The sequence below is a fragment of the Flagellimonas aquimarina genome (genome assembly GCF_003149745.1).
Taxonomy (GTDB): Bacteria; Bacteroidota; Bacteroidia; order Flavobacteriales; family Flavobacteriaceae; genus Flagellimonas; species Flagellimonas aquimarina.
Genome location: NZ_QGEG01000002.1, coordinates 541,739 through 564,958 on the forward strand (window position 1 = coordinate 541,739; position 23,220 = coordinate 564,958).

At 37.5% G+C, this 23,220-nt stretch carries 19 protein-coding genes; 5 read left to right on the forward strand and 14 right to left on the reverse strand.

Going from position 1 to position 23,220, the window contains the following annotated elements:
• Positions 1 to 11 precede the first annotated feature (11 nt).
• Positions 12 to 434, reverse strand: coding sequence for a DoxX family protein (locus DKG77_RS09185; RefSeq protein WP_109662374.1), 423 nt, complete (start codon positions 432 to 434; stop codon positions 12 to 14).
• A 197-nt stretch (positions 435 to 631) separates the two neighbouring features.
• On the reverse strand, positions 632 to 2,497 hold the full coding sequence (locus tag DKG77_RS09190) for an Ig-like domain-containing protein (protein ID WP_109662376.1): 1,866 nt from the start codon (positions 2,495 to 2,497) through the stop codon (positions 632 to 634).
• Between the two features lie 167 nt (positions 2,498 to 2,664).
• Between DKG77_RS09190 and DKG77_RS09195 the strand changes: the two genes are divergently transcribed.
• Positions 2,665 to 3,753, forward strand: a complete 1,089-nt coding sequence (locus DKG77_RS09195) for an adenylate/guanylate cyclase domain-containing protein (RefSeq protein ID WP_109662377.1) — start codon at positions 2,665 to 2,667, stop codon at positions 3,751 to 3,753.
• On the opposite strand, the gene DKG77_RS09200 is transcribed toward DKG77_RS09195, so the two are convergent.
• Positions 3,750 to 4,226 carry a GNAT family N-acetyltransferase gene (locus DKG77_RS09200; RefSeq protein WP_109662379.1) on the reverse strand — a complete coding sequence of 159 codons (477 nt, stop codon included), beginning with the start codon at positions 4,224 to 4,226 and terminating at the stop codon, positions 3,750 to 3,752. The two genes, DKG77_RS09195 and DKG77_RS09200, sit on opposite strands and share 4 nt — an antisense overlap.
• 312 nt (positions 4,227 to 4,538) lie before the next feature.
• Here DKG77_RS09200 and DKG77_RS09205 point away from each other — a divergent pair, with 312 nt between their 5' ends.
• On the forward strand, positions 4,539 to 6,311 hold the full coding sequence (locus tag DKG77_RS09205) for a PorP/SprF family type IX secretion system membrane protein (RefSeq protein ID WP_109662380.1): 1,773 nt from the start codon (positions 4,539 to 4,541) through the stop codon (positions 6,309 to 6,311).
• Positions 6,312 to 6,320: 9 nt separating this feature from the next.
• Here the strand turns inward: DKG77_RS09205 and DKG77_RS09210 are convergent, their stop codons facing one another.
• The 11 genes from DKG77_RS09210 to DKG77_RS09260 form a co-directional block, all read right to left on the reverse strand.
• Positions 6,321 to 6,932: an FMN-binding negative transcriptional regulator gene (locus DKG77_RS09210; protein ID WP_109662382.1), complete on the reverse strand. Its 612-nt coding sequence runs from the start codon at positions 6,930 to 6,932 to the stop codon at positions 6,321 to 6,323.
• 6 nt (positions 6,933 to 6,938) lie between these two features.
• Positions 6,939 to 7,640, reverse strand: coding sequence for a DUF6090 family protein (locus DKG77_RS09215; protein WP_109662384.1), 702 nt, complete (start codon positions 7,638 to 7,640; stop codon positions 6,939 to 6,941).
• Between the two features lie 4 nt (positions 7,641 to 7,644).
• Entirely contained in the window at positions 7,645 to 9,669 is a 2,025-nt protein-coding gene (locus tag DKG77_RS09220) for a S9 family peptidase (protein WP_243414897.1), read from the reverse strand.
• 189 nt (positions 9,670 to 9,858) lie between these two features.
• Positions 9,859 to 10,755 (reverse strand): DUF4382 domain-containing protein, encoded by an 897-nt coding sequence (locus tag DKG77_RS09225; protein WP_109662386.1) that lies wholly within the window; start codon positions 10,753 to 10,755, stop codon positions 9,859 to 9,861.
• A gap of 214 nt (positions 10,756 to 10,969) precedes the next feature.
• Entirely contained in the window at positions 10,970 to 12,385 is a 1,416-nt protein-coding gene (locus DKG77_RS09230; RefSeq protein WP_109662387.1) for an MBOAT family O-acyltransferase, read from the reverse strand.
• Between the two features lie 2 nt (positions 12,386 to 12,387).
• Positions 12,388 to 13,419 (reverse strand): hypothetical protein, encoded by a 1,032-nt coding sequence (locus DKG77_RS09235; RefSeq protein WP_109662389.1) that lies wholly within the window; start codon positions 13,417 to 13,419, stop codon positions 12,388 to 12,390.
• A gap of 91 nt (positions 13,420 to 13,510) precedes the next feature.
• Positions 13,511 to 14,275 (reverse strand): hypothetical protein, encoded by a 765-nt coding sequence (locus DKG77_RS09240; RefSeq protein ID WP_109662391.1) that lies wholly within the window; start codon positions 14,273 to 14,275, stop codon positions 13,511 to 13,513.
• A gap of 37 nt (positions 14,276 to 14,312) precedes the next feature.
• A complete protein-coding gene (locus DKG77_RS09245) occupies positions 14,313 to 14,828 on the reverse strand; it encodes a nuclear transport factor 2 family protein (protein ID WP_109662393.1) in 516 nt (171 codons plus the stop codon).
• Between the two features lie 295 nt (positions 14,829 to 15,123).
• Positions 15,124 to 16,293, reverse strand: a complete 1,170-nt coding sequence (locus DKG77_RS09250; RefSeq protein ID WP_165819370.1) for a serine hydrolase domain-containing protein — start codon at positions 16,291 to 16,293, stop codon at positions 15,124 to 15,126.
• Positions 16,294 to 16,447: 154 nt separating this feature from the next.
• Positions 16,448 to 17,293, reverse strand: a complete 846-nt coding sequence (locus tag DKG77_RS09255; protein ID WP_109662396.1) for a DUF4249 domain-containing protein — start codon at positions 17,291 to 17,293, stop codon at positions 16,448 to 16,450.
• Between the two features lie 4 nt (positions 17,294 to 17,297).
• Positions 17,298 to 19,697, reverse strand: a complete 2,400-nt coding sequence (locus tag DKG77_RS09260) for a TonB-dependent receptor (protein WP_243414898.1) — start codon at positions 19,695 to 19,697, stop codon at positions 17,298 to 17,300.
• 277 nt (positions 19,698 to 19,974) lie between these two features.
• Here DKG77_RS09260 and DKG77_RS09265 point away from each other — a divergent pair, with 277 nt between their 5' ends.
• The 3 genes from DKG77_RS09265 to DKG77_RS09275 all read left to right on the forward strand — a co-directional run bounded on the left by DKG77_RS09265 (position 19,975) and on the right by DKG77_RS09275 (position 23,209).
• Positions 19,975 to 21,081 (forward strand): glycoside hydrolase family protein, encoded by a 1,107-nt coding sequence (locus DKG77_RS09265; RefSeq protein WP_109662398.1) that lies wholly within the window; start codon positions 19,975 to 19,977, stop codon positions 21,079 to 21,081.
• Between the two features lie 172 nt (positions 21,082 to 21,253).
• Positions 21,254 to 21,877, forward strand: a complete 624-nt coding sequence (locus DKG77_RS09270; protein ID WP_109662400.1) for a tetratricopeptide repeat protein — start codon at positions 21,254 to 21,256, stop codon at positions 21,875 to 21,877.
• A 3-nt stretch (positions 21,878 to 21,880) separates the two neighbouring features.
• Positions 21,881 to 23,209 carry a histidine kinase gene (locus tag DKG77_RS09275; RefSeq protein WP_109662401.1) on the forward strand — a complete coding sequence of 443 codons (1,329 nt, stop codon included), beginning with the start codon at positions 21,881 to 21,883 and terminating at the stop codon, positions 23,207 to 23,209.
• Positions 23,210 to 23,220: the final 11 nt, after the last annotated feature.

The window sequence follows — 23,220 nt, forward strand, 5'->3', positions numbered from 1 at the left end:
CAAAGCTAAATTTACTTCTGCATTTTTAGGTAATAATCGGCAGAGTGTTTTCCAGACCCATAGATCAAGAAAAAAATGCACACCAACAATGCAATTGTAGCCAAAATTAAGTTTGAGGTGTTCATTTCTCCAAGGAAATTGGTTAAAACAGCACCAAATAAAATGGGTAATTGGGCAAATACCGCCCATCTGGTCAATAAACCAATAACAATTAAAAAGCCTCCTACAAAATGTGCTGGAGCTATATAGTGCAGGAGAATCATGCCGCCTGGCATTTCTTGGAACGGTCTTACTATTTCGGCCATTTGCTCATGACTGGTCATGAACTCCACACCTTTTAAAAAAAGAAAAACCCCAAGGGCCACACGCACCAAATCTAAAGGATAATACGTGTGCGCATTGGCCCACTTGTTCAAATTCTTTACTGTTCCCATGACTTAAGAATTTAGATTAGTAGATTTATAATATACTCATTTTTAATGAGATATGAAAGTTATGTTTGTATAAAGCTCAATTCTAAAGCGCCATGATTTTTGCAAGTACTACTTTAGCTCATGATAAAATTAAATTAGTAATCCAACATTAAAACCAGTATTGAAGATGAATGATAACTCAAGCCATCATTACTGGATTATAGCCTCTCGAAAAATGGAAACTCATGGATGGGGAGGAGACTGGGCCCAACATTGGAATAGAATATTCTTTCTCTTTTTGGAGACACTATGTAAAAAGGTATAGAAGGCACAAAAATCTTAGAGATGTATTCCTCATAATTATTCACATTTTCATAATTCTCCGCAAGCCCTTGGACTGTTTCTAAACTACCATTCTCAAAAACATCGGTTACTTTGGAAGGAAATATTCCTTCAGGCAGTTTTGGAACTGCAATGTCAGTAGCCTGGCCATCAAAAATAAACTCCATATTGATGTGAGCATCATCAAAATTGCTCAAACGAACCCTACCAACTTGGTAATTTGGAATTCCGTTAAACGAGATGTTGTCATTCTGAAATTGGTAGGAAATGGTCTGTCCAGGCACAGTAACTGATTTAGGAGGAGCGCCTGCCCCATCAATTCCATAGTTGCTCACCTTCAAAGAGTATATGGTATGGTCAAAAATATTGGCATAGGAGTAATCGTTATTGTTAATACTGTTTAAGGATGAATTCCAGTAAAGCATATGTCCACTCATTGTATTAAAGTGGTTCTCACTTTCAAACCCGTAAATACTTAGGAAAGGACTTTGTGATGTGCCATTTACAGTCAAAAAATCATGTATCACATCTAAAGAATTAAAATCCTCAGCATTTAAGGAAGTCCTAGAGCTTAAATCTTCAATAAATGCCCATTGGTAGCTTCTACCCAGATCTCTATTATAATACATTATGAAAACCTTTTCGAAACCTAGCTCACTAATGGTGAAATTGGTTGAGTAATGTCCTGAGAATGTATCGTTGTAATAAATCATGGAACTCCAAGGAGTTGATGCCCTTACGTAAAATCCATCTTCATAATCGGGTAATGTTAAATCTACAAAGTTTGCAGAGGTTGGTGATGACCTAGGAGAGAGACTAATTTCATCGCCAACAATCATTTTTGATAGATTTCCATAAACATAAAAATTAAATATTTGGCTATCAAAATCGTCAACAAAAGAGAGGATATATTCTGTGTTATTTGTCATTTCAGTGCTTGTGCAAAGTGTAAGTGTTTCTGCCTTACCTGAGCTATGGATGGCATAATCTATATTGTTACCGTCTGCGTCTGATAAAATAGCATGTAATTTCTCAGTTCCTGTTCGTATAAAGCCGTCAGGGATATTTAAATCCAACACCTTTCTAGCTATTAAGATATTGAGAGAATCGGCAGCGGTATTTCCCAAATCATCCTCCATAACAAATTTTAAAACATTGTTGCCAAGGGCAAAGTTTTCTGCATTTAGATTGAACGAATGTGAGGAAGTATTTTCAAAGGTAGCCACTGGTTCATTATCAAGAAAAACCTCCACTTTTGATACATTAGAAAATTCATCTGTGATGTCAGGTACAATTAGACGTGTTCCACAAATTTTTTGATTTTCCTGGATGCCCTCCAAAGATAGAATAGGACCAGAGTTGTCAACTTTAACATTGAGAACTCTTGAACCAATAACTTCATTTTGAAATAGCACCTCAATTTTTAATTGATGGTTTCCTTCAACATATGTATTGGTATCAATAGAAAATTGGTAAGGTGGTGAGGAAAAAGTATCAAGTAGGTCTTCATCCAAGTAGACATTTACCAGATTAACCGTAATATCGTCAGGAAGGTCAACCGTAATGTTTGAGTCTGTCAAAACTGCATTTTCAGGAATACTGATTTGAATATCACTTGAATTTAGACTGGGTTCGTTATTATCAGTTTCACTTTCTTCAGAACCGCAAGAAACAGCCAGTAAAACTAAAACAGAGTAAATGAAATGGGTAAGGGGAGATTTCGATTTGGAAAAACTAAACATGGGTAATTTTTTGGTTGAGATTTCGAAATAACAAAAATAGCTTCTAGTAGGCTAAAAGAACCGATAAAAAGGAAAATTATACTTCCAAATGTAGAGGAAGGATTATACCTCCTCTAATCAAAAATCAAACCGAATTTTGATACTATTTTGAGTATATTTAAAACAATATGCTACATCCCAGATATATCAGATATATCAAACAGGCATTGCTCTTTGCAGTTATTTGGCTATTGTTTGGTTTTGTATACAGTATGATAGAGCAAGGAATCTTGGGTAATTTGGATTACTACCCGTCAACAAAGAACCGTTACGACTTTAACAGCTCTCTTATATATTCTAGTTTTGGAAGTTTTCTTATTGGGTTCATCCACGGTTGGGTAGAAGTATCTTGGCTGAACAAGAAATTCGGTAAAAACCCACTTTGGGTCAAAATAGTACTGAAAACTTTGTTTTACTTGCTCTTCATCATTTTGTTCCTTAGCATATTGTCATTGGCAATAAATTCCAATCGCTTTGATGCCTCTTTGCTCAGTCCGGAAGTAATACAAAGTTTCTGGCTCTTTATTGGTAATTTCTCTTTTTGGAGCGTGGTTGTTTTTATTGGATTTGGCTTAACGGTTGCAATGTTATTTGCCGAACTGGCTTCATACTTGGGGGACAACATTTTCCTAAACTTCCTATTTGGAAAATACCACACACCTAGAAAAGAAATTAGGATATTTATGTTTTTGGATATGAAATCTTCCACTACCATCGCGGAAAAAATTGGCCATGCCAAATATTTTGAATTATTGAAGGATTGTTATGCTGATATGTCCAATGCCATTCTGGAAACTTCAGGAGAAATCTATCAATATGTTGGGGATGAAATTGTGGTTTCATGGCCTGAAAAAACAGGGCTGTACAAAAATAATTGTATTGAATGCTTTTCTCTAATAACAAAGACTTTTGAAAAAAGAAAAAACCATTACACCCAAAAATATGGAGACGTACCTCTCTTTAAAGCAGGGTTTCATGTGGGACTTGTGACTACCGGAGAAATAGGAGTCGTAAAAAAGGAAATCATCTATACAGGAGATATTTTGAATACCACGGCGAGAATCCAGGGAGAATGTAACACTTACAAAACAGTGGTTTTAATATCTGAACAGTTGGTAAGTAAATTGGATTGCAACGAGTCTTTCTGGTTTAAGAAAGTTGCCAAACTACAATTACGGGGAAAAATGGAGTTAATTCAGTTATATACTTTAGACTAGGCCAATAGATCCAACTCCATTTGAATGTCACTGCGTTCATAAGGAGAAGTGGCTCCAACAATTTCTGTAAACCCCAATTTGCGGTACAGGCCTATAGCCGGCTTTAATACTCTGTTACTTTCTAGATATATTCTTTTTGCCCCTAAGGACTTTGCTTTTTCAATAATATGCTTGCCCAATAGTTTCCCTATACCTTTACCTTGAGTGTTGGGAGAGACGCCCATTTTTGCTAGTTCATAATCAAACCCTCCATGTTTGCTTTTTATTAAAGCACATACTCCTACAGGTTCTTCATCAAGTAGGGCAACAGCAATATACCCGCCTTTGTCTAAAATGTACTCTTGTGGATGATTGAGCGAAATTTGATCCATTTCCTCCATCTTAAAGTACTTGGTTATCCATTCTTCATTAAGGGCTTTGAATGTGCCACTATAAGCTTCAGAAAAGGGGACTATTTTGACTGATCCATTCATGTTATATTCCAAAAAAGATGGTTAATAGGGAACAAAAATAACAGGAAATCATGAAAAACTTGTAGGAAAATAAATTAATGGTAATTGCTTTTTTAGTGAAAAGCAGCCAATTTTTTTTGATTTATAACGTTTCTTAACTGGTAAACCCTGTTTTTTAACGATAAAATTGGTTTTTTACCGATAAAATACGTAACATTACATTAAAGTTAATAGTAAAACTCTTACAAGCATCCCAAATCTTGCTAATGAGACTAGACAAAAAATACATACCTGGTTCCCTCAGGTTATTTAACCTACAAACACCATTTAGCTATGGACGTAAAACTACCTCTATTTTGCAAAGGCATTTCTTTGTTCCGTTTTAAACGGTTTTTTTATTTGATAATACCCTGTTTGTTTTTCTGTGAGCTAAGTGCACAGGAGAATAATCCATATGTTAGCTATGATGTACCATTTCAGAATTTGCTAAAGTTCAACAGGTTTTTGATCAACCCTACCTTTTCTGCGGTTAGAGAAGATAAGTCTTATGTAAATCTTTTTCATAGGAGTCAAGGTTCTGACTTTAACGACAACAACCAAAATTACTTCTTGAGCTATAGCGGCAAGATTAATGACCGTGTAGGTTTAGGAGTAAGTCTTTATAATCAGCAAGAAGGTGTTATTTCCAATCTGGGCGTTATGGCCAACTATTCCCATGGCATTCAATTGGGCTTAAACAGCAACCTTAGTTTTGGAGTTAACATACCTTATTACGTAAGTAGTTTTGACCCAGATAGGGCTATTGCAGTAGATGATGACCCATTGTTGAACGATGCTACACAGAACTCGATTATATCTTTCCAACCTGGACTTAATCTTTCTTTGGGAAAGTTTGATTTTGGAGTATTTGCCCAAAACTTGGTGGATTATAACATTAAATCGGGGAAATCCTTGACGGACTTTAATGAAAAGACGTTTTCAGGACATATCCAATTTGCTCACGAGTTTAAAAACGGTGCCGGTGTTTTTGAAGATGGAAGATTGCTGCCACTGGCAAGAGCTCGATTTGAAGGTAGTGAAGACCCTATTTTTGGAGGCGGACTAATATTGGACCTGCCCAAGTTAGGATGGATTCAAGGTGGGTACGATCAGTTTTATGGCGCTTCTGCAGGAACTGGCTTTAACCTAAATAGGAGACTTTCGTTCGGGTATAATTTTGAAAAGAATATAAATAACAACCTTATTGATCTTGGTGTTACACATGAAATCTCTATTGCATTCTCTTTTGTTCCATCACTCACTAGAAATACATTGGCTTCCAATGAGGAAGGGTCTACGCAAAAGCCAATAGAAGGAACTTTTGTTGCGGATATCAAGGAAAGTAAAAAATCAAAAAAGAACAAACTAAATGCTGAAACTACCCTACGCCCAACAAATAAGGAGGATTTGGCTTTTTGGGAAGAACAAGTAAAAGTCTTAAAGGCCCAACAAGACGATAATTATGCCGTAATCAGTGAATTGATTTTTAAAATGGATTCATTGGAACAAAATAGACAACGCGATCTAGAGAAACGTTTTGAAATGGTGATGCGAATGGTAAAACGCAAAACGGATAACAAGTTGCCTGATGTTGAAGCTAATGCCCAAAAGCTGTATTTGGCAAAAAGTGATGATTTAGATTCAATTGCCAAAACTTTTGAAACAACAAGTTTGGCTGAAAATTCAAGTGCTAAAAAAATAGAACAGAAAACAGAGAAAAACAAAGGAACCTTTACTGGAGGGTCTTATAAGCCAATTGAAAAGTTTATTAACCTAGACGGTGTGGGCAAGGGTCACTACATTGTTGCGAACGTCTTTAAAAATGAACGTTACCTTAAAAGTTTTATGGATAAACTTAAGGCAAAGGGCTTAAATGTGAAGTCGTTCAAAAATCCTGATAATGGTCTTAATTATGTGTATCTGGCAAAATATCAAGAAAACGAAGATGCCTATGCCGCTTACCGTTCACAAATGAAAGGTAAGTATACAGATGAAATTTGGATCATGCATGTAGATAATCCCAGATATTCCAACTGGGCGGACACCAAGTTTCAGGATAACGAATAATTACAATTCCTAGTTTTTGAAATTGTCCATTTTCTTTGCAATGGATATACTGCCGGCTTCCTGACGTTCTGCAAGTTCCGAAATGATTTTTGGATGATCCTCTACACGGGTTTGGGAAAGCTTGTATGCAGCTTGAATATCTGTGATTTCAATCTGAAAACCTACTATTCCTTTGACCTGTCTTAGGGTTTTGGAAGACATATCATGAAGCGAAATAGGGTTTTTAGAGTCCTTTTCATACTTATCTACCAATTTGTGAAGAGATGCCATGGTATCTTCTTCATTAAGAACCTTTAACTTGCCGTACACGTGAACAGCTATATAATTCCAAGTGGGCACTTCCTCTTCCTTGTACCAAGAAGAAGATACATAGGCATGTGGGCCATTAAAAATACATAATACCTCACTATCCTCTTCAAAAGATTTCCATTGTGGATTGGCTTTTGCAATATGTCCTTCAAGGACATCTTTTCCGTCTTGATTTTTGTCCAGTTCCAGCGGAATATGCGTGGCCCAAGGTTTTCCGTCAACTGTATTTATAAGAATCCCAAAGCCATTGTGGGCTAAAAATCCTTTGATTTCCTTTAGGTCCTCGTTCTTGTAGTAATGTGGTATGTACATGGGCAACTATTCTTTTAAATAAACAGAAAGTAGAGAATCCACAAGCTGCTGTTGCTGCAAAGTTCTTGAAAATTGGGAGGATATCGCATTTTCAATGCTACCGATCATGATAATTTTGTTTTTAAATTCCAATGATTCCAAAGTTTTGTATGAATGAATTTTTAAATTGGAAAAATCAACTTCAGATGCCAGCATATCATAGAAATAGTCAAACTTAATATCCAACCCCTTTTCCGAAACATATTTTAAATCATTTTGAAAGGAATTGAGCACAATCAACTCTTCCGTTATTCCCTCGTTACGTTTCTTGTTGGAGTTAATGTAATTCACCAAATGATTTTGTGAAAAGGTATAGGAAGTGGACCTGAAGATTGCTGAGAGATAATTTTGGGTCAAGCTTACGCTGTCTTTCATGTTTTTAGAGCCCAGAAACCTACTAAAATCCATTAAGTGGTCGTAAATGGTATCTCGATATTCCAAATCTTCTAGCATTTCAAGTTTATTGGCATTGTTCTCTTCTTTTAACTGAAGCAACAAAAGGGTATTGGTCTGAGCATCTTTTTTATCTTCATTCCAATTATTGATTTGAAGTGCTATTAGAATACCCAATACCACTAAAACAATTTCTCCAATGGCATATTTTAAATAGCTTGCCGTTTTACCTCCAGATAACAACTCTTTACGAACGCGACGAAAAAAAAGAATCATTTGTTCAGTCCTTATACTTCTCAAACCAGGCTAAAATACTGGCAATCTTAGCAATAAGATTACTGGGCTTGTTCGCAATACCATGAGAAGCTCCAGGAATGCGAACCATTGCAGTCTCCACACCTTCCAACTTCAATGCTGTATAAAATTGCTCGGACTCTGCAATCGGGGTTCGATAATCTTCTTCGCCAGTGAGCAGCATGGTAGGCGTTGTTACATTGGCAACATATGATAAGGGAGAACGCCTAAAATAGTTCTCTGGATCTTCCCAAGGCTTTTTTCCAAACCAATATTTAGAGAAAAAAGAAGCACCATCCGCGTATAAGACAAAGCTTGTCCAGTTGATTACCGGTTTGGCAACTACAGCTGCTTTAAAGCGGTTTGTTTTACCAACGATCCAAGCTGTTAATACACCGCCGCCGCTACCACCGGTAACAAAAAGGTTTTTTTCATCTATGGAACCCTTTTTAATTACCGCATCTACACCGGACATCAAATCTTCATAGTCATGGTTAGGATAGTCATGGTGAATTAGGTTTCCAAATTCCTCCCCGTAACTTGTGCTTCCCCTTGGATTACAATATAGCACTACATAACCGGCTGCCGCATAGGCTTGGATTTCTGCGGAGTACACAGAACCATAACTTGCAAAAGGACCTCCATGAATCTCTAGAATAAAGGGATATTTTTTAGACGGGTCAAAATTGGGAGGTGTTACGACCCATCCTTGTATTTTTCGTTGGTCATATGATGACTCCCACCAAAGCTCCTCTACATTCCCCAGATTTTTAAATGAGAACAGATCGTCATTTACAAAAGTGACCCTCTTAGACCCTTTTTTATCATAAATACTTAAATCAGCAGGGTGTTGGGTGCCACCTAAGGTATATGCCAATTTATCTGTATTGGAAACTGTAAATGTTGCTGCATTATATGGTCTTCCCAAGGAAAGCCCTCCTAAACCTTCAACTTTGGTTGATATGGCTCCGGAGAGGGTAATATGGCCAATTTTGGTATCACCTTTATCATCATATTGAAAATATAGTCCCTTTCCATCCTTTGCCCATTGAATGTTGCCAATGTTTCTATCAAAATCATTGGATATTTGCTGGGAATTGGCTCCAGAAACATCCATAACATAAAGCTCATTCAATTGATATCCTTGCAATTTGTCATCAAGGCCCAAATAAGCAATTTTTGTTCCATCGGAGGATAAGGTAGGTGATTGATCCGGGCCATATCTACTGGTAAGTGCTGTTACCTTATGATCTGCCAAATTCAACTCGTATACCTCACTATTGTTTGGTTCAAAAGCTTCGTCAGGATTAAAATTGGCCGAAAAATATAGCTTGCCACCATCTTTTGACCAAATTGGCTTGCCGTGGTCATACGCCGTATTGGTCAATTGTTTTGGTGTACCTCCAGTTATTGGTAGTGTAAAGAGCTGCATGTTCCCTCCTTTGATATAACCTTGACCATCTCCACGGTAATTTAGTTTGTCAATATAGGTTGGAGCTTTGTTCCATTTAGCACCTTCAGGTTTTGCAGGCATTTTTACAATGGATTCTTCCTTTTTTGGAACAAACATGTTGAATGCTATGTACCTGTCATCATGGGACCATGAAATCTGTCCTGGAGCTTTTGGTAAATTGGTTAAAGGTGCAATTTCTTTGGTGTCCATCCACATAAGATAGACCTTCATTTTTTTATCTGACATATTGGATTTAAAAATGATTTTTGCCCCATCATGTGACCACCTAGGATAAAAATCATTCTGATTACCAGTAGTAATTGGTCGGTTGTTGGAGCCATCAAAATTGACCATCCAAAGGTTAGACAAGTTTCTATCTGTCATGACATCTTTAAAGTTGCGGACATAGACTATCTTATTTCCATCTGGAGATATTTGCGGATCGGAAACATATTCCATGTTAAAAATATCGATTAGTTCAAGATTTGATTTTGTTTGACCAAACGTAATCTGTCCCAAAAACAGTAGGGCGATAATACCTTTTAAAGATGTTTTCAAAATGATAGGTTTATGAAGTTTTAATAGGAGTTAAGATACATATTAAATCCATGACGGGATTCTTTGCGAGTGACTTTTTACAAGTCCTTTGCCTAACCCAACGCTTGAACCGGACTAGAGAACCTTGAAAAAAAAAGCAAGGCATTTGCCTTGCTTTTCTTATATAATGTAAAGTTTCTAATCCAAAATTCAATTAGCGCTTTCAACCTCCAAGACAAAATCTTGAATTGTCTTGTTTGCTGTATTAATTTGAACCTCAACAGAATCGCTTGCTACATAGCCTTCTAATTCTGCAAATACTTTGTAAGCTCCTGCTTCCAGCCCCAAAATGGTATAGTTGCCATCAGCATCAGAAAATCCAGTGGTGTTTAAGGTGTCCGCCACAATAACAGATATCTGTGCGCCTTCTAAAGCAACTTGCATTTCTTCTTCTAAAGTGGTTGCGGATCCGCTCAAGGTGCCACTTGTGGAAAGATTACTAACCTTAATTACAGGTTTGAAATTAAAACCATTAATTCCGTCTGGTGTTTTTGTATTCCCCTTAACGATAAAGGAACGGCTTACATCAAAGTCCAGCAGAAGATCTGACGACAGACCACCGATCACGGCAATACTTGGCTTTATGAATACTTTTATCCCGGTTTGTTCACCGCTAGGCACTTTTAAATCAAAGGTTCTTCCATCATCCAGAACTACATTGATACCTTTAGCATAGACTCTTATTAAATCATAAGTGCCAACAGGAACCTCTAGGTCTGCAAGTAATTCCATGTTGCCATTGGTTAAATCTAGCAAGTTAACTGTAATTTCTTCTTCCATAAGGGTGATGAACGGAGAATCATTTTCATCATCCATATCAGTATCATCTGATGAGTTTTCGTCCATATCCTCATTGTCTTTGTTTCTAGCATCGACTTTAAAAATAGTGACATTTGCTTCTGCAACAAAGTCAGACGGAAAAGGTGCATCAGTCAATTGTACGGTTAGTCTACCCAAACCTTCATTTTCATTGTTTGTATCTCCAGTACAGCCAATAATGAATAGGGTAAATACAAAAAGTAAATTGAGGATAAATTTTGTTCTCATAATTTTAGAGGTTTTAAATTACGGTTGTAAGTAATTGATTACAAATAACATACAACTTAAATCAAAGATGATGATATGTTTATAAAACACACATTGAATTTCTCTTTTTTCGATAAAATACAGAGTTCAAATCGTTATCTTACATAAATCTCCAAAATTACGGTAGGGTTTACCCGATTTTCAGCGTTTACCACTTATCGTAATATATAAATTACTAAAACTGAAAATAGATAAATTGTTCTCCGCTGCCTTGGGAAATGCAGATCAGGAAAAACATTACGGCCCAACATACTCCCAACAACCAAGGGGGAGTTTTTTCACCAACCTCTTTCATATTGGTATTTCGCATTAGCCAATGACAAATGAACAGTAATGTAACCAAGGAAAATACTTTTAAAATATCAAAAGAACCCAGTATTTTGGTTCCATCGCTATTCATAAACAACATGGAAGCAATCATGTTTTTGGCAGTTGAAAATTCTCTGGCCCTAAAAAACACCCAAGTGAAATTGACAAAAGTATAAGTCAACAGCGCCAATAGAATTCCATTCCAAGCATTGATTTTAATAGTAAATACATTTTTAAGAAGTCGTTCTGCAATAAGATAAGTCCCGTGCAGGGCTCCCCAAACGACAAAGGTCCATGCCGCTCCATGCCAAAGCCCTCCCAGTAACATGGTCAACATTAATGCAACATACATCCTTGTAATACCAAAACGATTGCCACCCAAGGGAATGTACAGATAATCTCTTAGCCAAGAGGAAAGGGAAATATGCCAACGTTTCCATAGGTCTCTAAATCCAATGGATGCATAGGGATACATAAAGTTATCTGGAAGGATAATGCCCAGCATCAATGCAATACCAATAGCGCAGGTGGAATATCCCGCAAAATCAAAGAAAATTTGCCCAGAAAAAGCAAGCGTTCCAGACCATGCATCCCAGAAGTTGAGAATTTCCTTTGAACCAAAAACGGTATCCGATGTATTAGATAGCATGGTGTCTGCCAATACCACTTTTTGAAATAAACCAATAGTGAGCAGAAAAAGCCCCCAAATAAATTGTTTGGTAGTTGCCTTTTTGGATTCATAAAATTGGCTGATCAAATCCTTTGCCCTAACAATTGGTCCTGCCACAAGTTGGGGAAAGAAAGTAACATACAGAGCAAAGTCCAGAAAGGTTTTGGCAGGTTCAATCCTACGCTTGTATATGTCTATTGTATATGACATAGTTTGAAAAGTGTAAAAGGAGATTCCCATTGGTAGGATAATATCCATAGGTTGCGCTTGAAAATCCCAACCAATACTATTGGAAAGAACCACAAAATTCTCCAGCAGAAAATCTCCGTATTTAAAAAAGGCCAAAAACCCAAGGTTGACCACCATACTCAGTAGTAACCATAGTTTTCTAATGTTTTGTCTTTCCTCTTTTACTAATTTGTTTCCTGCGGTCCAGTCGACCATGGTCGAGATCCATAGGAGCAAAATCAAAGGAGGGTTCCAAAGACCGTAAAAGATATAACTAGCTAATAAAAGCATTAGCTTCTTTTGGCTCCAGTTTAATAGAGGAGCATAATACAATGCCAACACCATCGTCAAAAAGACGATAAATCCTAGTGAGTTAAATAACATGTTTAGTTAGTTTTTTGGTTAGGCAGTATGCCATCTAATTGCATGATCTTGATGAACTCCCTAGTAAAATAATCCGCATCATCCGCTATTAGATGTGACCATTCTGGCAGAGTTAAATTTTGTAACTGTGGGTAATCTTCAAAATGATAAGCTTTAACACTTGCCTTTTCAACCAATTCATCCCAAAACTTATTTCTGGGAGTTACGTTAGTTTCAAAATCCCTTAAATAACCGGTTGATGGACAACGTAATAAAATTACATTTCCACCCTTTTCTTTAAACTTTTTTAAATCCTCAAGAAAAAAACTCATCGTTCCCTCTTTATCGGGTGGTGGCCCTCCTCCTGACATAAAAAATTGCCACACTTTTTTTACCGTATTTGCAAAAGCTGTGTCAGTTTCCATTCGTTTTTTCATCCGTACATTTCTATCAAGCCTTATATGTTCAAAAGAATGAAAAGGAGGCATTGGATCAAAAACTCGATCACCAATTTTCACTTTTCCCAATAATTCTTTTAGGTTGATGCCATCAATTCCTTCAACTTCACTTATAAAAGCAAACGAACTTTGAAGGGGAATGGATAATTTGTGATTTATGCGTTGCGCAAAAGTTCTGTTATGAAAATGATCCACTCTTGCCTGAGGCCAAGCCCAGGGTGGAGCTTCTGGATACGTAGTTGAAAAGAACAATCCGGGTGTCACGCCTACTAGAATAGTGCCGTTAAAAGGAGAGGTGTTAACAATATCATGGAAAACTGGTAATGGGGAGCAACCTCCAGATGACAATTGAATTGGCTTTTTTCCAGTTATCTTTTTCCATTCGTCCAGTTGAATATCAAAATGGACCCTTGAAGAGCCAATAAGAACAACATCCTCTTTAGATAGGTCATCAACTTTAGATCTCTCAAGTGCCCAAAGAGCATCATTGTCATCAATTGATTTAGAAAACCCTTGAGAACGCCAATATAGTTCCCATCCCACTAAGCCCATTGCCCCAAGAATAAGGGCAACAATTAATGATTTTTTTAGATTCATTAGGTCGTACTTGTTTTATGTTTGGAAATTTAGCTTTGAATATAAAAAAGTAGGGACATTTTTTTGCCCCTACTTGGCTTAAATAAAAATACTATTCTCCTGATGGTATTACAACTTGGCCCGATAAGCCGCTAAGATCACTTCTATAGGTCCAAAGCTCTTGGTAGTCACCATTGGTGGCAGCTTCAAATTCCTTTAAAAAACCCATAAAGGTACCTTCGCCATGTACTTCTTCATACCACTGAGGAAATTTATCCTCTTCTCCCATCCAAGACATTGAATCGAAGAAGTTGATCCAAACCATATCTTGGTATTTTGGGCTACGCAGCTCGTTAAAGTAAACGCCCCATTGTTCATCACCGTCCTTTTCCTTGAATACTTTGGTAACCTTGTCCAGAATGCCCATAAATGATTGTTCTTTAAAGCGTTTCATGTCCAAGTAAAAGACCGACAAATTTTTTAGTTCAAAATCCCGTGTAAAATTAGAATGTTTGGAATCTCCTTTCCAATAAGTGGTTTCCATTGTAGTTTCAGCATGCGGGGCCACATTGGTATTCCAATCATTGGTGTGGGCCTCATCCGTGTTATTGGCTTCGTCCATGGCACCCCAAGCTGTTGGCCCCATACTCCAAATGTATTTACCAGAGTTTTTCCCGCTTGCAATCCAATAGACTCTAACAGCATTGGCTCCTTCTGCGTGGTATTTTTTGTTGTGTGCCGCCAGACCAGATTCAAAATCATTAACATGTCCCGAATGTGGTGTAATCATTACGTTCATGAACAAAGGTTCTTGAGGTCTGTCTTGAGCCGAAGTTAAAAGTGGTAATAGCAATAGTGCAATCAGTACTTTTTTCATAATGGGTTGGTTTTAATTAATAAATTACTTGTATTGGTTATTCTTCTGTATTCTCTTCTGCCATTTTAGTCTCTGCTTCTATTTGTTGAAGTGCTAAAACAATTTCTGTTGGATCCCAGTACCCTACTTCCCTAACTATTTTTCCATCAACAAATTGATAAGTTAAATGAATGGGGATTGTAACTTCCTTGCTGTTGGCTGCTAAGATTCCTTTCCAATTTAACCAACAGTTTACCCAGGTTTCTCCATCATCAGTAACTACCATTTCATATTCCTGATCTTCCTCTTGAAAGTTTCTGCTGGAATAGTTGACATCTGTTTGTTTGTGATAATCCATGGTCTCGCTAGGGGACATGGGGTTGTCTTTTGTGTTGTAATATGTCTTTGAGGTGTCTGCATACATGGTGGTATCAAAAGACTTACTGTCATAGTTGGAAATCAATTCTTTAACGGTGTCAATTTCTGGTGAGTTTTGCGTGTAGCGCTCTGGAGCTTTGGGTTGACACGCCATAAATAGTGCTGCTGCAATGCAGGTAAAGAGTAATTTTTTCATAAGGTTGATATTAAGTTGAATTAGCTATCTATATTGGATACTTTATAACTTGCTTAATTTCAAACATCATGTGTCAACCTATACATATGCAAGTAAGGGTCTATGTTGCAAAGGGGGGATTTAATGAGCCGTGCGGTACTTGAAAATTTTATTGGCTCGGTTTCCGAATATAGTAAAAAACTGGTAATGAATCGGTTAAATGGAAGGTTAAATGGGATTTGTTAAAAAAAACACCATATTTCGTGTGTTTTTCTTACAAGCTTATTGGTCTTTTATTTCTTTGCAGTGTAGTACGTCACTTTTTATGAACTATCGAAGGATAAATAAAGTCCACTAGGAGAGCCTCGGAATCCTTTTTCAGTGTCCAGTTATTGTAGTTTCCAGCAGTGATCACAACAATCAAATCGTTTTTTTCGTCAATGTATATGCGTTGTCCACCATTTCCAACAGCAGCCGGAATTAGATGGTTTTGATTTTCATTAATGGTAATGGCCTTAAAAATCCAAAATTGATATCCATACCCAACATTATTGTTTCGCCCAAACCAAATGTGGGGTTGTTTGGATTTCTTAACCCAATCTTTAGACAATAGCTGCTTTCCATGCCATTCACCCTTGTTGGCATAGAGCATCCCAAATTTCATTAAATCTCTAGATGTTAGTCTTAGTCCAGATGCCGCTGCGGGTAGATTAATATCTGGGAAATTGGTCCACTCAGAATTCTTAATGCCCAATGGAGAAAACAACTGCTTTTTTGCAAATTCATGAATGTTCAATCCGCTTGTCTTCTCAATTATAGATGCTAATAACTGTGTTGTACCTCCATTATACTCCCATACCTCTCCAGGAGCAGTTATTATTGGTCTGCTAAGTACAAATTCTATAGGGTCCTCACTGGAGGTCATAAGAATTTCACTGTTCGTTGGGTCGGTGTAGGGTACATTTTCATTCCATTCCATTCCAGTGGTCATGGTCAGCAATGTTTCAATGGTAATTTGGGAACGTAAACCGGTATCGTATTTTTTGAATTCCGGATAAAAGTCAAAAACACTCTGCGATAGGCTATCTATTTTTCCCTGTTTTAAAGCGATGCCAATACAAGCGGCAACTATACTTTTTGAAATACTTCGAACATCATGAAGACTATCTCTATGATGACCAATTACTCCTAGGTCATCCCCCCAGATTTCATCTTTGCCCTTAAAGTAGTCTTCATAAACCAGTTTTTTATTTTTTAGGATCAGAACACTGTGAATGTTTGGATAAACTCCAGTTTTAATGGAATCTTCCATTTTTTTTATGAATAAGGAATCAATGTTACTTTCAGCAAAACCCGCTTGGGGGAAATCAACTTTGTTTTCTGTGGCAGCTTGATCAACTTTTACTTTTTTGGTTTCATTACATCCTGTTAACAGAATGATTACAAACAATTGTAGTATGTAGAATGTGGGTTTGGTTAGTTGCATTTGAAAGATATTTGTTGAGTCTACTACCCAAAAGACAACGGTCAATAGCATATGTTACAGTTAAGGAGGTTTTTTAATAGTATGAACCTTGAAAACCATAAAGAATCCCAAAGCCTGAAAAAGACTTTGGGACCAACCAACCTAAAACAAAAAACTATTCAAACGTATAACTGCTTTTAACCATCTCTGTCACCCTAAAATATCCATATGGAACATTATCTGGATTATCTTCATTTATACAATTTCCAACCAATGCCACGGGTGTTGGGCTAAATGGATCTCCTGCTCCTTCAAACTGTTCTATTAACAATTGCAAATAATTGTAATAGTCTTCTGATGCGCTTAAAAAAGTGATGTCGACGATATCTCCTGGCTGGAACTCTACAATATTATCTTCTTCATCTTCTATTTTTTCGTAATAAAAAGTAGCCTCGTTGCCATCTATGAATTCATCTTTGATGTAAAAAAGCTCTGGTAACAGGTCATTCCGACTTTGGAAACGTAAGAAATAATAGTTTTCGATATCGGCAGGATCTTCAAATGAAACGTTTACCTCTAGAACCTCGTCATCTTCACCTTGATCAACAGATTGGGTAATGGACGAAATATCGGTAACTGGAAACAAGGTCTCCGTTGCGGTATAACGTTCACCTTCATAAATCACTTCTAGAGAATAAGTGTCGCCTAAAACTGGCACAAATAAGGAGGTAGTGTATCTGCCATTGTTCTGATCATTGAAAACGAACTCCGAACCATCATTGTCATTGGTCACTTGTACCGTAGCTCCCGTAACCCCTGTGTTACCTTGATTGTCAAAAAAGGGGGTGGAAGTACTTAGCAAGATGGTTTGCTCGTTGCCGGTTGTTCCTTTTTCCCAATCGAGCGATGCTTCAATGGTAAGCCTAATAGGGCCTTCAGGAACATCAACATCTATAACATCTGTGCATGATGCGCCTATAAATAATAGTGCAATAAATAAGGTTTTATGATATAGTTTCATCGTATTAAAATTTAAAATTATAAGTGACCGAAGGAACAATTCCGAAAATGGCGGTGCGGGTTGCTTCATTGGCCCCTGTTTCAAAGTTTTGCCCAAATGAGATCGAGGCTGCATTTTTCCTGTTGAAAACATTATAGATACCAAATACCCATTCACCCTTCCATTTTTTGTCTGGTCTTTTATTGGGTTTATAGGTTGCGGAAACATCTAAGCGATAGTAAGCTGGTAATCTATCTGCATTTCTATCGGAATAACTGGCTATGGATATCCCTTCATATTGATATTGCCCGTTAGGATAGGTTACTGGCCTACCAGTTTGGAAAATAGCATTTGCTCCAAAACTCCATTTTTCATTGAACCGATATGCCCCGGTTATAGAGATATCATGAGTTCTGTCAAAAGGAGTATTGTACCAATCTCCGTTGTTGATTCCTGGCCCTCCTGCATTTCCTCCAAATGTTCTTTGTTCAGACTTAGATAGGGTGTAAGATATCCAGCCGGTAAAAGGACCTTCATTTTTACGTAGCAACAGTTCTAGACCATATGCCCTTGATTCCCCATTTAGGACTTCGGTCTCAATGGTATTGTTCCCAATTAAATCGGAACCATCAACATAGTCAATACGATTATCCACAGTTTTATAGTATACTTCTGTTTCTAGTGAATACATTTTATCCTTGAAATTCCTGAAGTAACCCAATGCATATTGATCAGAAAGCTGTGGTTTTATATATTTTCCACTGGGTGTCCAAACATCGAGCGGGGTAACGGATGATGTATTTGACAACAAATGGATGTATTGCGCCGCTCTTGAATAGCCCAACTTAATCGAAGAGTAGTCATTGATTTGATATGCCAAAGCCAATCGTGGTTCAAAATTGCTAAACGTTTTAATGCTCTCACCTTTCTTAAAATTGGTCTCTCCAATAGGATCTGTTCTTTGGTAAAACTGTAAGGTGTTGTTGTATACCAAAGGTTGGTCATTGGCATATTCAGATAAAGGCTGACCGCCCATTCTGTTAAAATGACTGAACCTTATGCCGTATTGAGCGGTTAAATTATCTGTTAGTTTATGCTCGGCGTTGATGTATGCAGCGCTTTCGAGCGCTCTTTTCTTATCTAACTGTAGTTCATTGATGGCAGAATCCGGCCCTGTAGGTTTAATTTGTCCTGGATCAAATTCATATTTTATGGTGCTGATGCCAAAATCCAATTTAAATGCATCACTGAAATAGTATTTTAAATCGTATTTGGCGTTGTAGTTTTTGATGGATGAAATCCAATCAAAGTCAAAGTCTTCAATACCCAATTCATAGTCATACTTACTATAGATTAGAGAGAGATTGGAAAATAGCCTATCATTAAAAATATGATTCCATCTTAGGTTACCAGAGGCATTTCCGTAACTACTGCTAAAGGATCCGTCAAAGTTGAAAACGTCACGCCCAAAATATCCAGAAAGATATAGTTTGTTGTTTTTGTTAAGGTTGTAGTTGGTTTTTAAATTAAGATCATAAAAACTAACACTATTCTTCTCACCTGCCAGCTTTAAGAACAAATGTGCGTAAGACCCTCTGCCGGCAACTAGAAAAGACCCCCTATCATTGAACATTGGCCCTTCTGCCGCAAGCCTACTGGATATTACACCAACACCACCTGTTAATGCAAAGTTTTTGCTGTTTCCGTCTTTTTGTCTTACATCCAATACAGATGAAACACGACCTCCAAATTTTGCAGGGATGCCTCCTTTGTAGAGTTTTAGATCTTTTACGGCATCTGCATTAAACACAGAGAAAAACCCTAACATATGAGATGTATTATAGATAATAGCTTCATCCAGTAGGACCAAGTTTTGATCCACTGCTCCACCTCTTACGTGAAATCCACTTGATCCTTCACCATTATTGGTCACCCCTGGCAAAATCTGCAAAGATTTTATAACATCTACCTCTCCTAAAACAACAGGCATCTGCTTAACTGTTTTGATGTTCAGTTTAGAGACGCTCATTTCTGGTTTTCTAAGAATTGCACGTTCCGGTTCTTCAGCGGTAACTTCGACTTCATCCAGCTGCGTTGAAAATTCTTCAATTTCAACATCAATTTTTTGATTTCGATCTAAAACCACTTCCATGGTTATCTCCTTATAGCCCATGTGCGAAAAAACCAAAGTGTAAGGTCCTTGCGGTGCACTAATGGAATAAAACCCGTATTCATTGGTAATGGCACCAATGGTTGTTCCTTTAAGGAAAATGGAAGTCCCAAAAAGGGTTTCCCCGTTCATTTTGTCGGTCACATTTCCGCTAATGGTAAAATTGTTCTGCGCGTGGGTTAGAGCAGAACCAAGCAGAAGGCACAAACCAGCTACTATTTGCATGGATCTGTAACGTTGCCTTTTTTTCTTCATTTGTTTTTGTTTTTTGATTTATGAATTGGAATCAAATCGTTCTTTGATTTGTTCCACCTAATGACATCTGAAAAAAGCAAGGGTTGCATCTAATCAAAAAGAAAAATGGGCATATAGCTGTTGGAATTTAAATTCAGCTTTGTTTTCATGAACTTAAAAGACAATGACATTGTAGATTAGGCGTTCATGTGAGCTGAAATGTCGTTTAGCTAAGAATAAGATGTTGGCTGAAAAAGATTAATTAAATTCAAATCTGATAACACCAAAAACGGTCAGAATGAATAGAATTCTAATACTAATGGCGGTCATTTTCTCATTGGCTGCATGTACTGAAAAGAATAAAATTCCCGTATATGCTTGGATGGGAGGTCCTGGTAATGCGACAGATAAAGAATTGGCAGCGGAATTTGCTGATCTTAAGAAAAAAGGCATAGATGGATTGATGTACAATGGGGGCCATGACCCAGAAACCTATAAAAGGGTAGGGAAATTGATAAAAAAAGCTGGAATGGAATTTCATACTTGGATTCCAACAATGGTGCAAGGAAAAACCCCTAAGATAAAAGAAGAATGGTATGCTGTTAACGGTCTTGGAGAATCCGCTCTAGAAAAGCCAGCTTATGTTCCCCACTACACATTTCTCTGCCCAAGCAAGGAAGGGGTATATGATTTTTTATCCAACCTTTACGGAAGCATTGCCGAACTGGATGAGGTTGATGGCGTACACTTAGATTACATACGTTTTCCTGATGTTATATTGGCAAGGGGGCTTTGGGATAAATATGGGCTAGTAATGGACAGAGAGCATCCTCAATTTGATTATTGCTATTGTGATGATTGCACTTCGGATTTTAAGACAAAATCAGGAATCGACATTAAGGAAGTGGAAGACCCTTCTCAAGTTGAAGAATGGAAGCAGTTTAGATATGATTTGATTACTACAATGGTTAATCGCTTATCTGATGTGGCACATTCAAAGAACAAAAATATAAACGCAGCGGTTTTTCCCGGCCCTACCATTTCAAAAAAACTGGTAAGACAGGATTGGGGCAAGTGGAACTTGGATGCTGTTTATCCCATGAACTATAATGATTTTTACCTTAAAGGCCCTGAATGGGTAGGTGAAATGACAAAGGAAGAAGTTGCAGCCGCAAAAAACGGAGTTCCCGTATACAGTGGATTGTTTATTTGTCCCAACCCTGAAAAGAAAGGAAGCGAAAAAGACCCGGAAAACCATGGCCTCTTACCAGAAGAAATTGGAGATGCCATTAGGGCATCCATGAACAACGGCGCCAAGGGAATATGCTTGTTTACTCCCGGTAGAATGACCCAAGCACATTGGGAGGCATTTGAAGAAGCCATTTATAAAGATTACAGTGAGTAATTAATTTGTTTAGTAGCGTAGTGTAAGCCCAGCAGCCATAAACAGGTTGCTGGGCTTTTTTGTTAAGACAATACACCCCATCCCGGAAAAACTACAGTTCGGTAATTCTTTCTGTTTTAACCTCTCCCCTTAGTGCAATTTTGCTGAAACAATAATCAAAAAACGAACGGTTATGCAAACACTGGCAAAAATTTTAATATTATTATTTATAGGGGTTCTTAACGCACAGGACCAGTATACCAATGGAATGAAAAAAGCTTTTGAGCTATGGCAAAATCAGAAACCCATTGAGGCTTCTAATCTTTTTGAGCGTATTGCAATGGCAGAGCAAGACAATTGGTTGCCACATTATTACGTGGCACAGATAAATACAATTGTATCATTTGGAGAAAAGGATTTAGATAAATTATCCAAACAATTGGAAAAGGCAAAAGAATTTTTAGATTTGGCGAGAGCAATCTCACCAGAAAACCCAGAGATATTAATACAGGAAGCGATGATAAATACTGCCTGGATTGCATTTGACGGGGCAACTTACGGAATGACTTTGTCTGGAAAAAACGTACAACTATATCAACAAGCCTTGGCCATCGCCCCGGAAAACCCTCGAGTAGTTTTCTCTAAAGCTGAGTGGGATATGGGAAGCGCAAGATACTTTGGTAAGGATACATCGCCTTACTGTGAAGATGTAGAAAGAGCTTTGGAACTTTTTGCTACCTTTAAGTCTGAAACACCATTCTACCCAGGATGGGGAAAAGAAAGAGCCGAGCAAGTCTTGAAGCAATGTAAATCATAGAATATGGGTAGCTTTTTGAAGGTTATAAAACTTTCGCTGTTAATCACAATATTTATTGCCATTCTCAGCATTTTTGTTTTTGGAAATGGCAATTTTTCTTTTGAAAGTATCACGCAACAAATAGTGATAAGTTTTATCTTTTCATTTGGACTGACTGCTGTCAATTCTTATTTCCACGACTTTTTAAATGCTCGTTACAAATGGGAAATTAAACCACAAAAACGTTTGTGGATTGGAGCTTTTGGTTCTCTTGTGCTTACACTTGTTGTTTTTGGGTTTTTACGGTTTTTGATCTATTTCTATTACACTGGGAATACAATTATCCAATTCATTGAGAACGAGAAAGAGGAATTGGATTCTTACATTATTGCGTTGGTAATTACCTTAATTGCTTCACTGTTTACGCATGCCTTCTATTTTTATCGTGCATTACAAAAGAAAGAGGTTAAAAAGCAAAAAATTATTGCAGGTACAGCTTCTGCTCGCTTTGATGCGCTTAAGAATCAATTGGATCCGCACTTCCTCTTTAATAGCTTAAATGTGTTGACCAGTCTTATAGAAGAGGATCCAAATCAGGCACAAAAATTCACTACTTCATTATCAAAAGTCTATCGATATGTCTTAGAACAGAAAAATAAGGACTTGGTGACCGTTGATGAAGAACTCAATTTTGCCAGAACTTACGTGAGACTGCTTAAAATGCGTTTTGAGGACAGTATTGTTTTTGATATTCCGGATAAATCCAGTATACCCGAGGCAAAAATAGTACCCCTGTCTCTTCAACTATTGCTTGAAAATGCAGTAAAACACAATGTAGTTACACCGTCCAAGCCTTTGCACATAAAAGTGACCGAAGAGGGGGGAATGCTTATTGTCAGCAATAACCTTCAGGAAAAACAGGTGGTCAAGAAGAGTAGCGGGGTTGGGCTTCAAAATATAAAACAGCGTTATGAGATTTTAACGGATAGAGAAGTGGACATTACCAAAACAGCTTCGGATTTTAGTGTAGCCATACCTATGCTGACCATACAGTTGTCTGTACAGGAGACGCAGGAGACCCATATTGCCGAGAAACGCTATATAAAGGCCAAAGAAAAAATGAAAGCCGTTAAGGATTTCTATAGTAATTTGTTCACGTATTGTTTGGTAATTCCGTTTCTGTGGTGGATTAATTTAAAGACCACGGATTTCATGTGGGCGTTGTTTCCGACCATTGGATGGGGGTTTGGAGTTATAGCTCATGGCATGGAGGCACATGGGTATAATCCGTTTTGGGGTAAGCGTTGGGAAGAACGTAAAATGCAGGAACTCATGGACAAAGATGACTTCTAGCGTGCAATTTA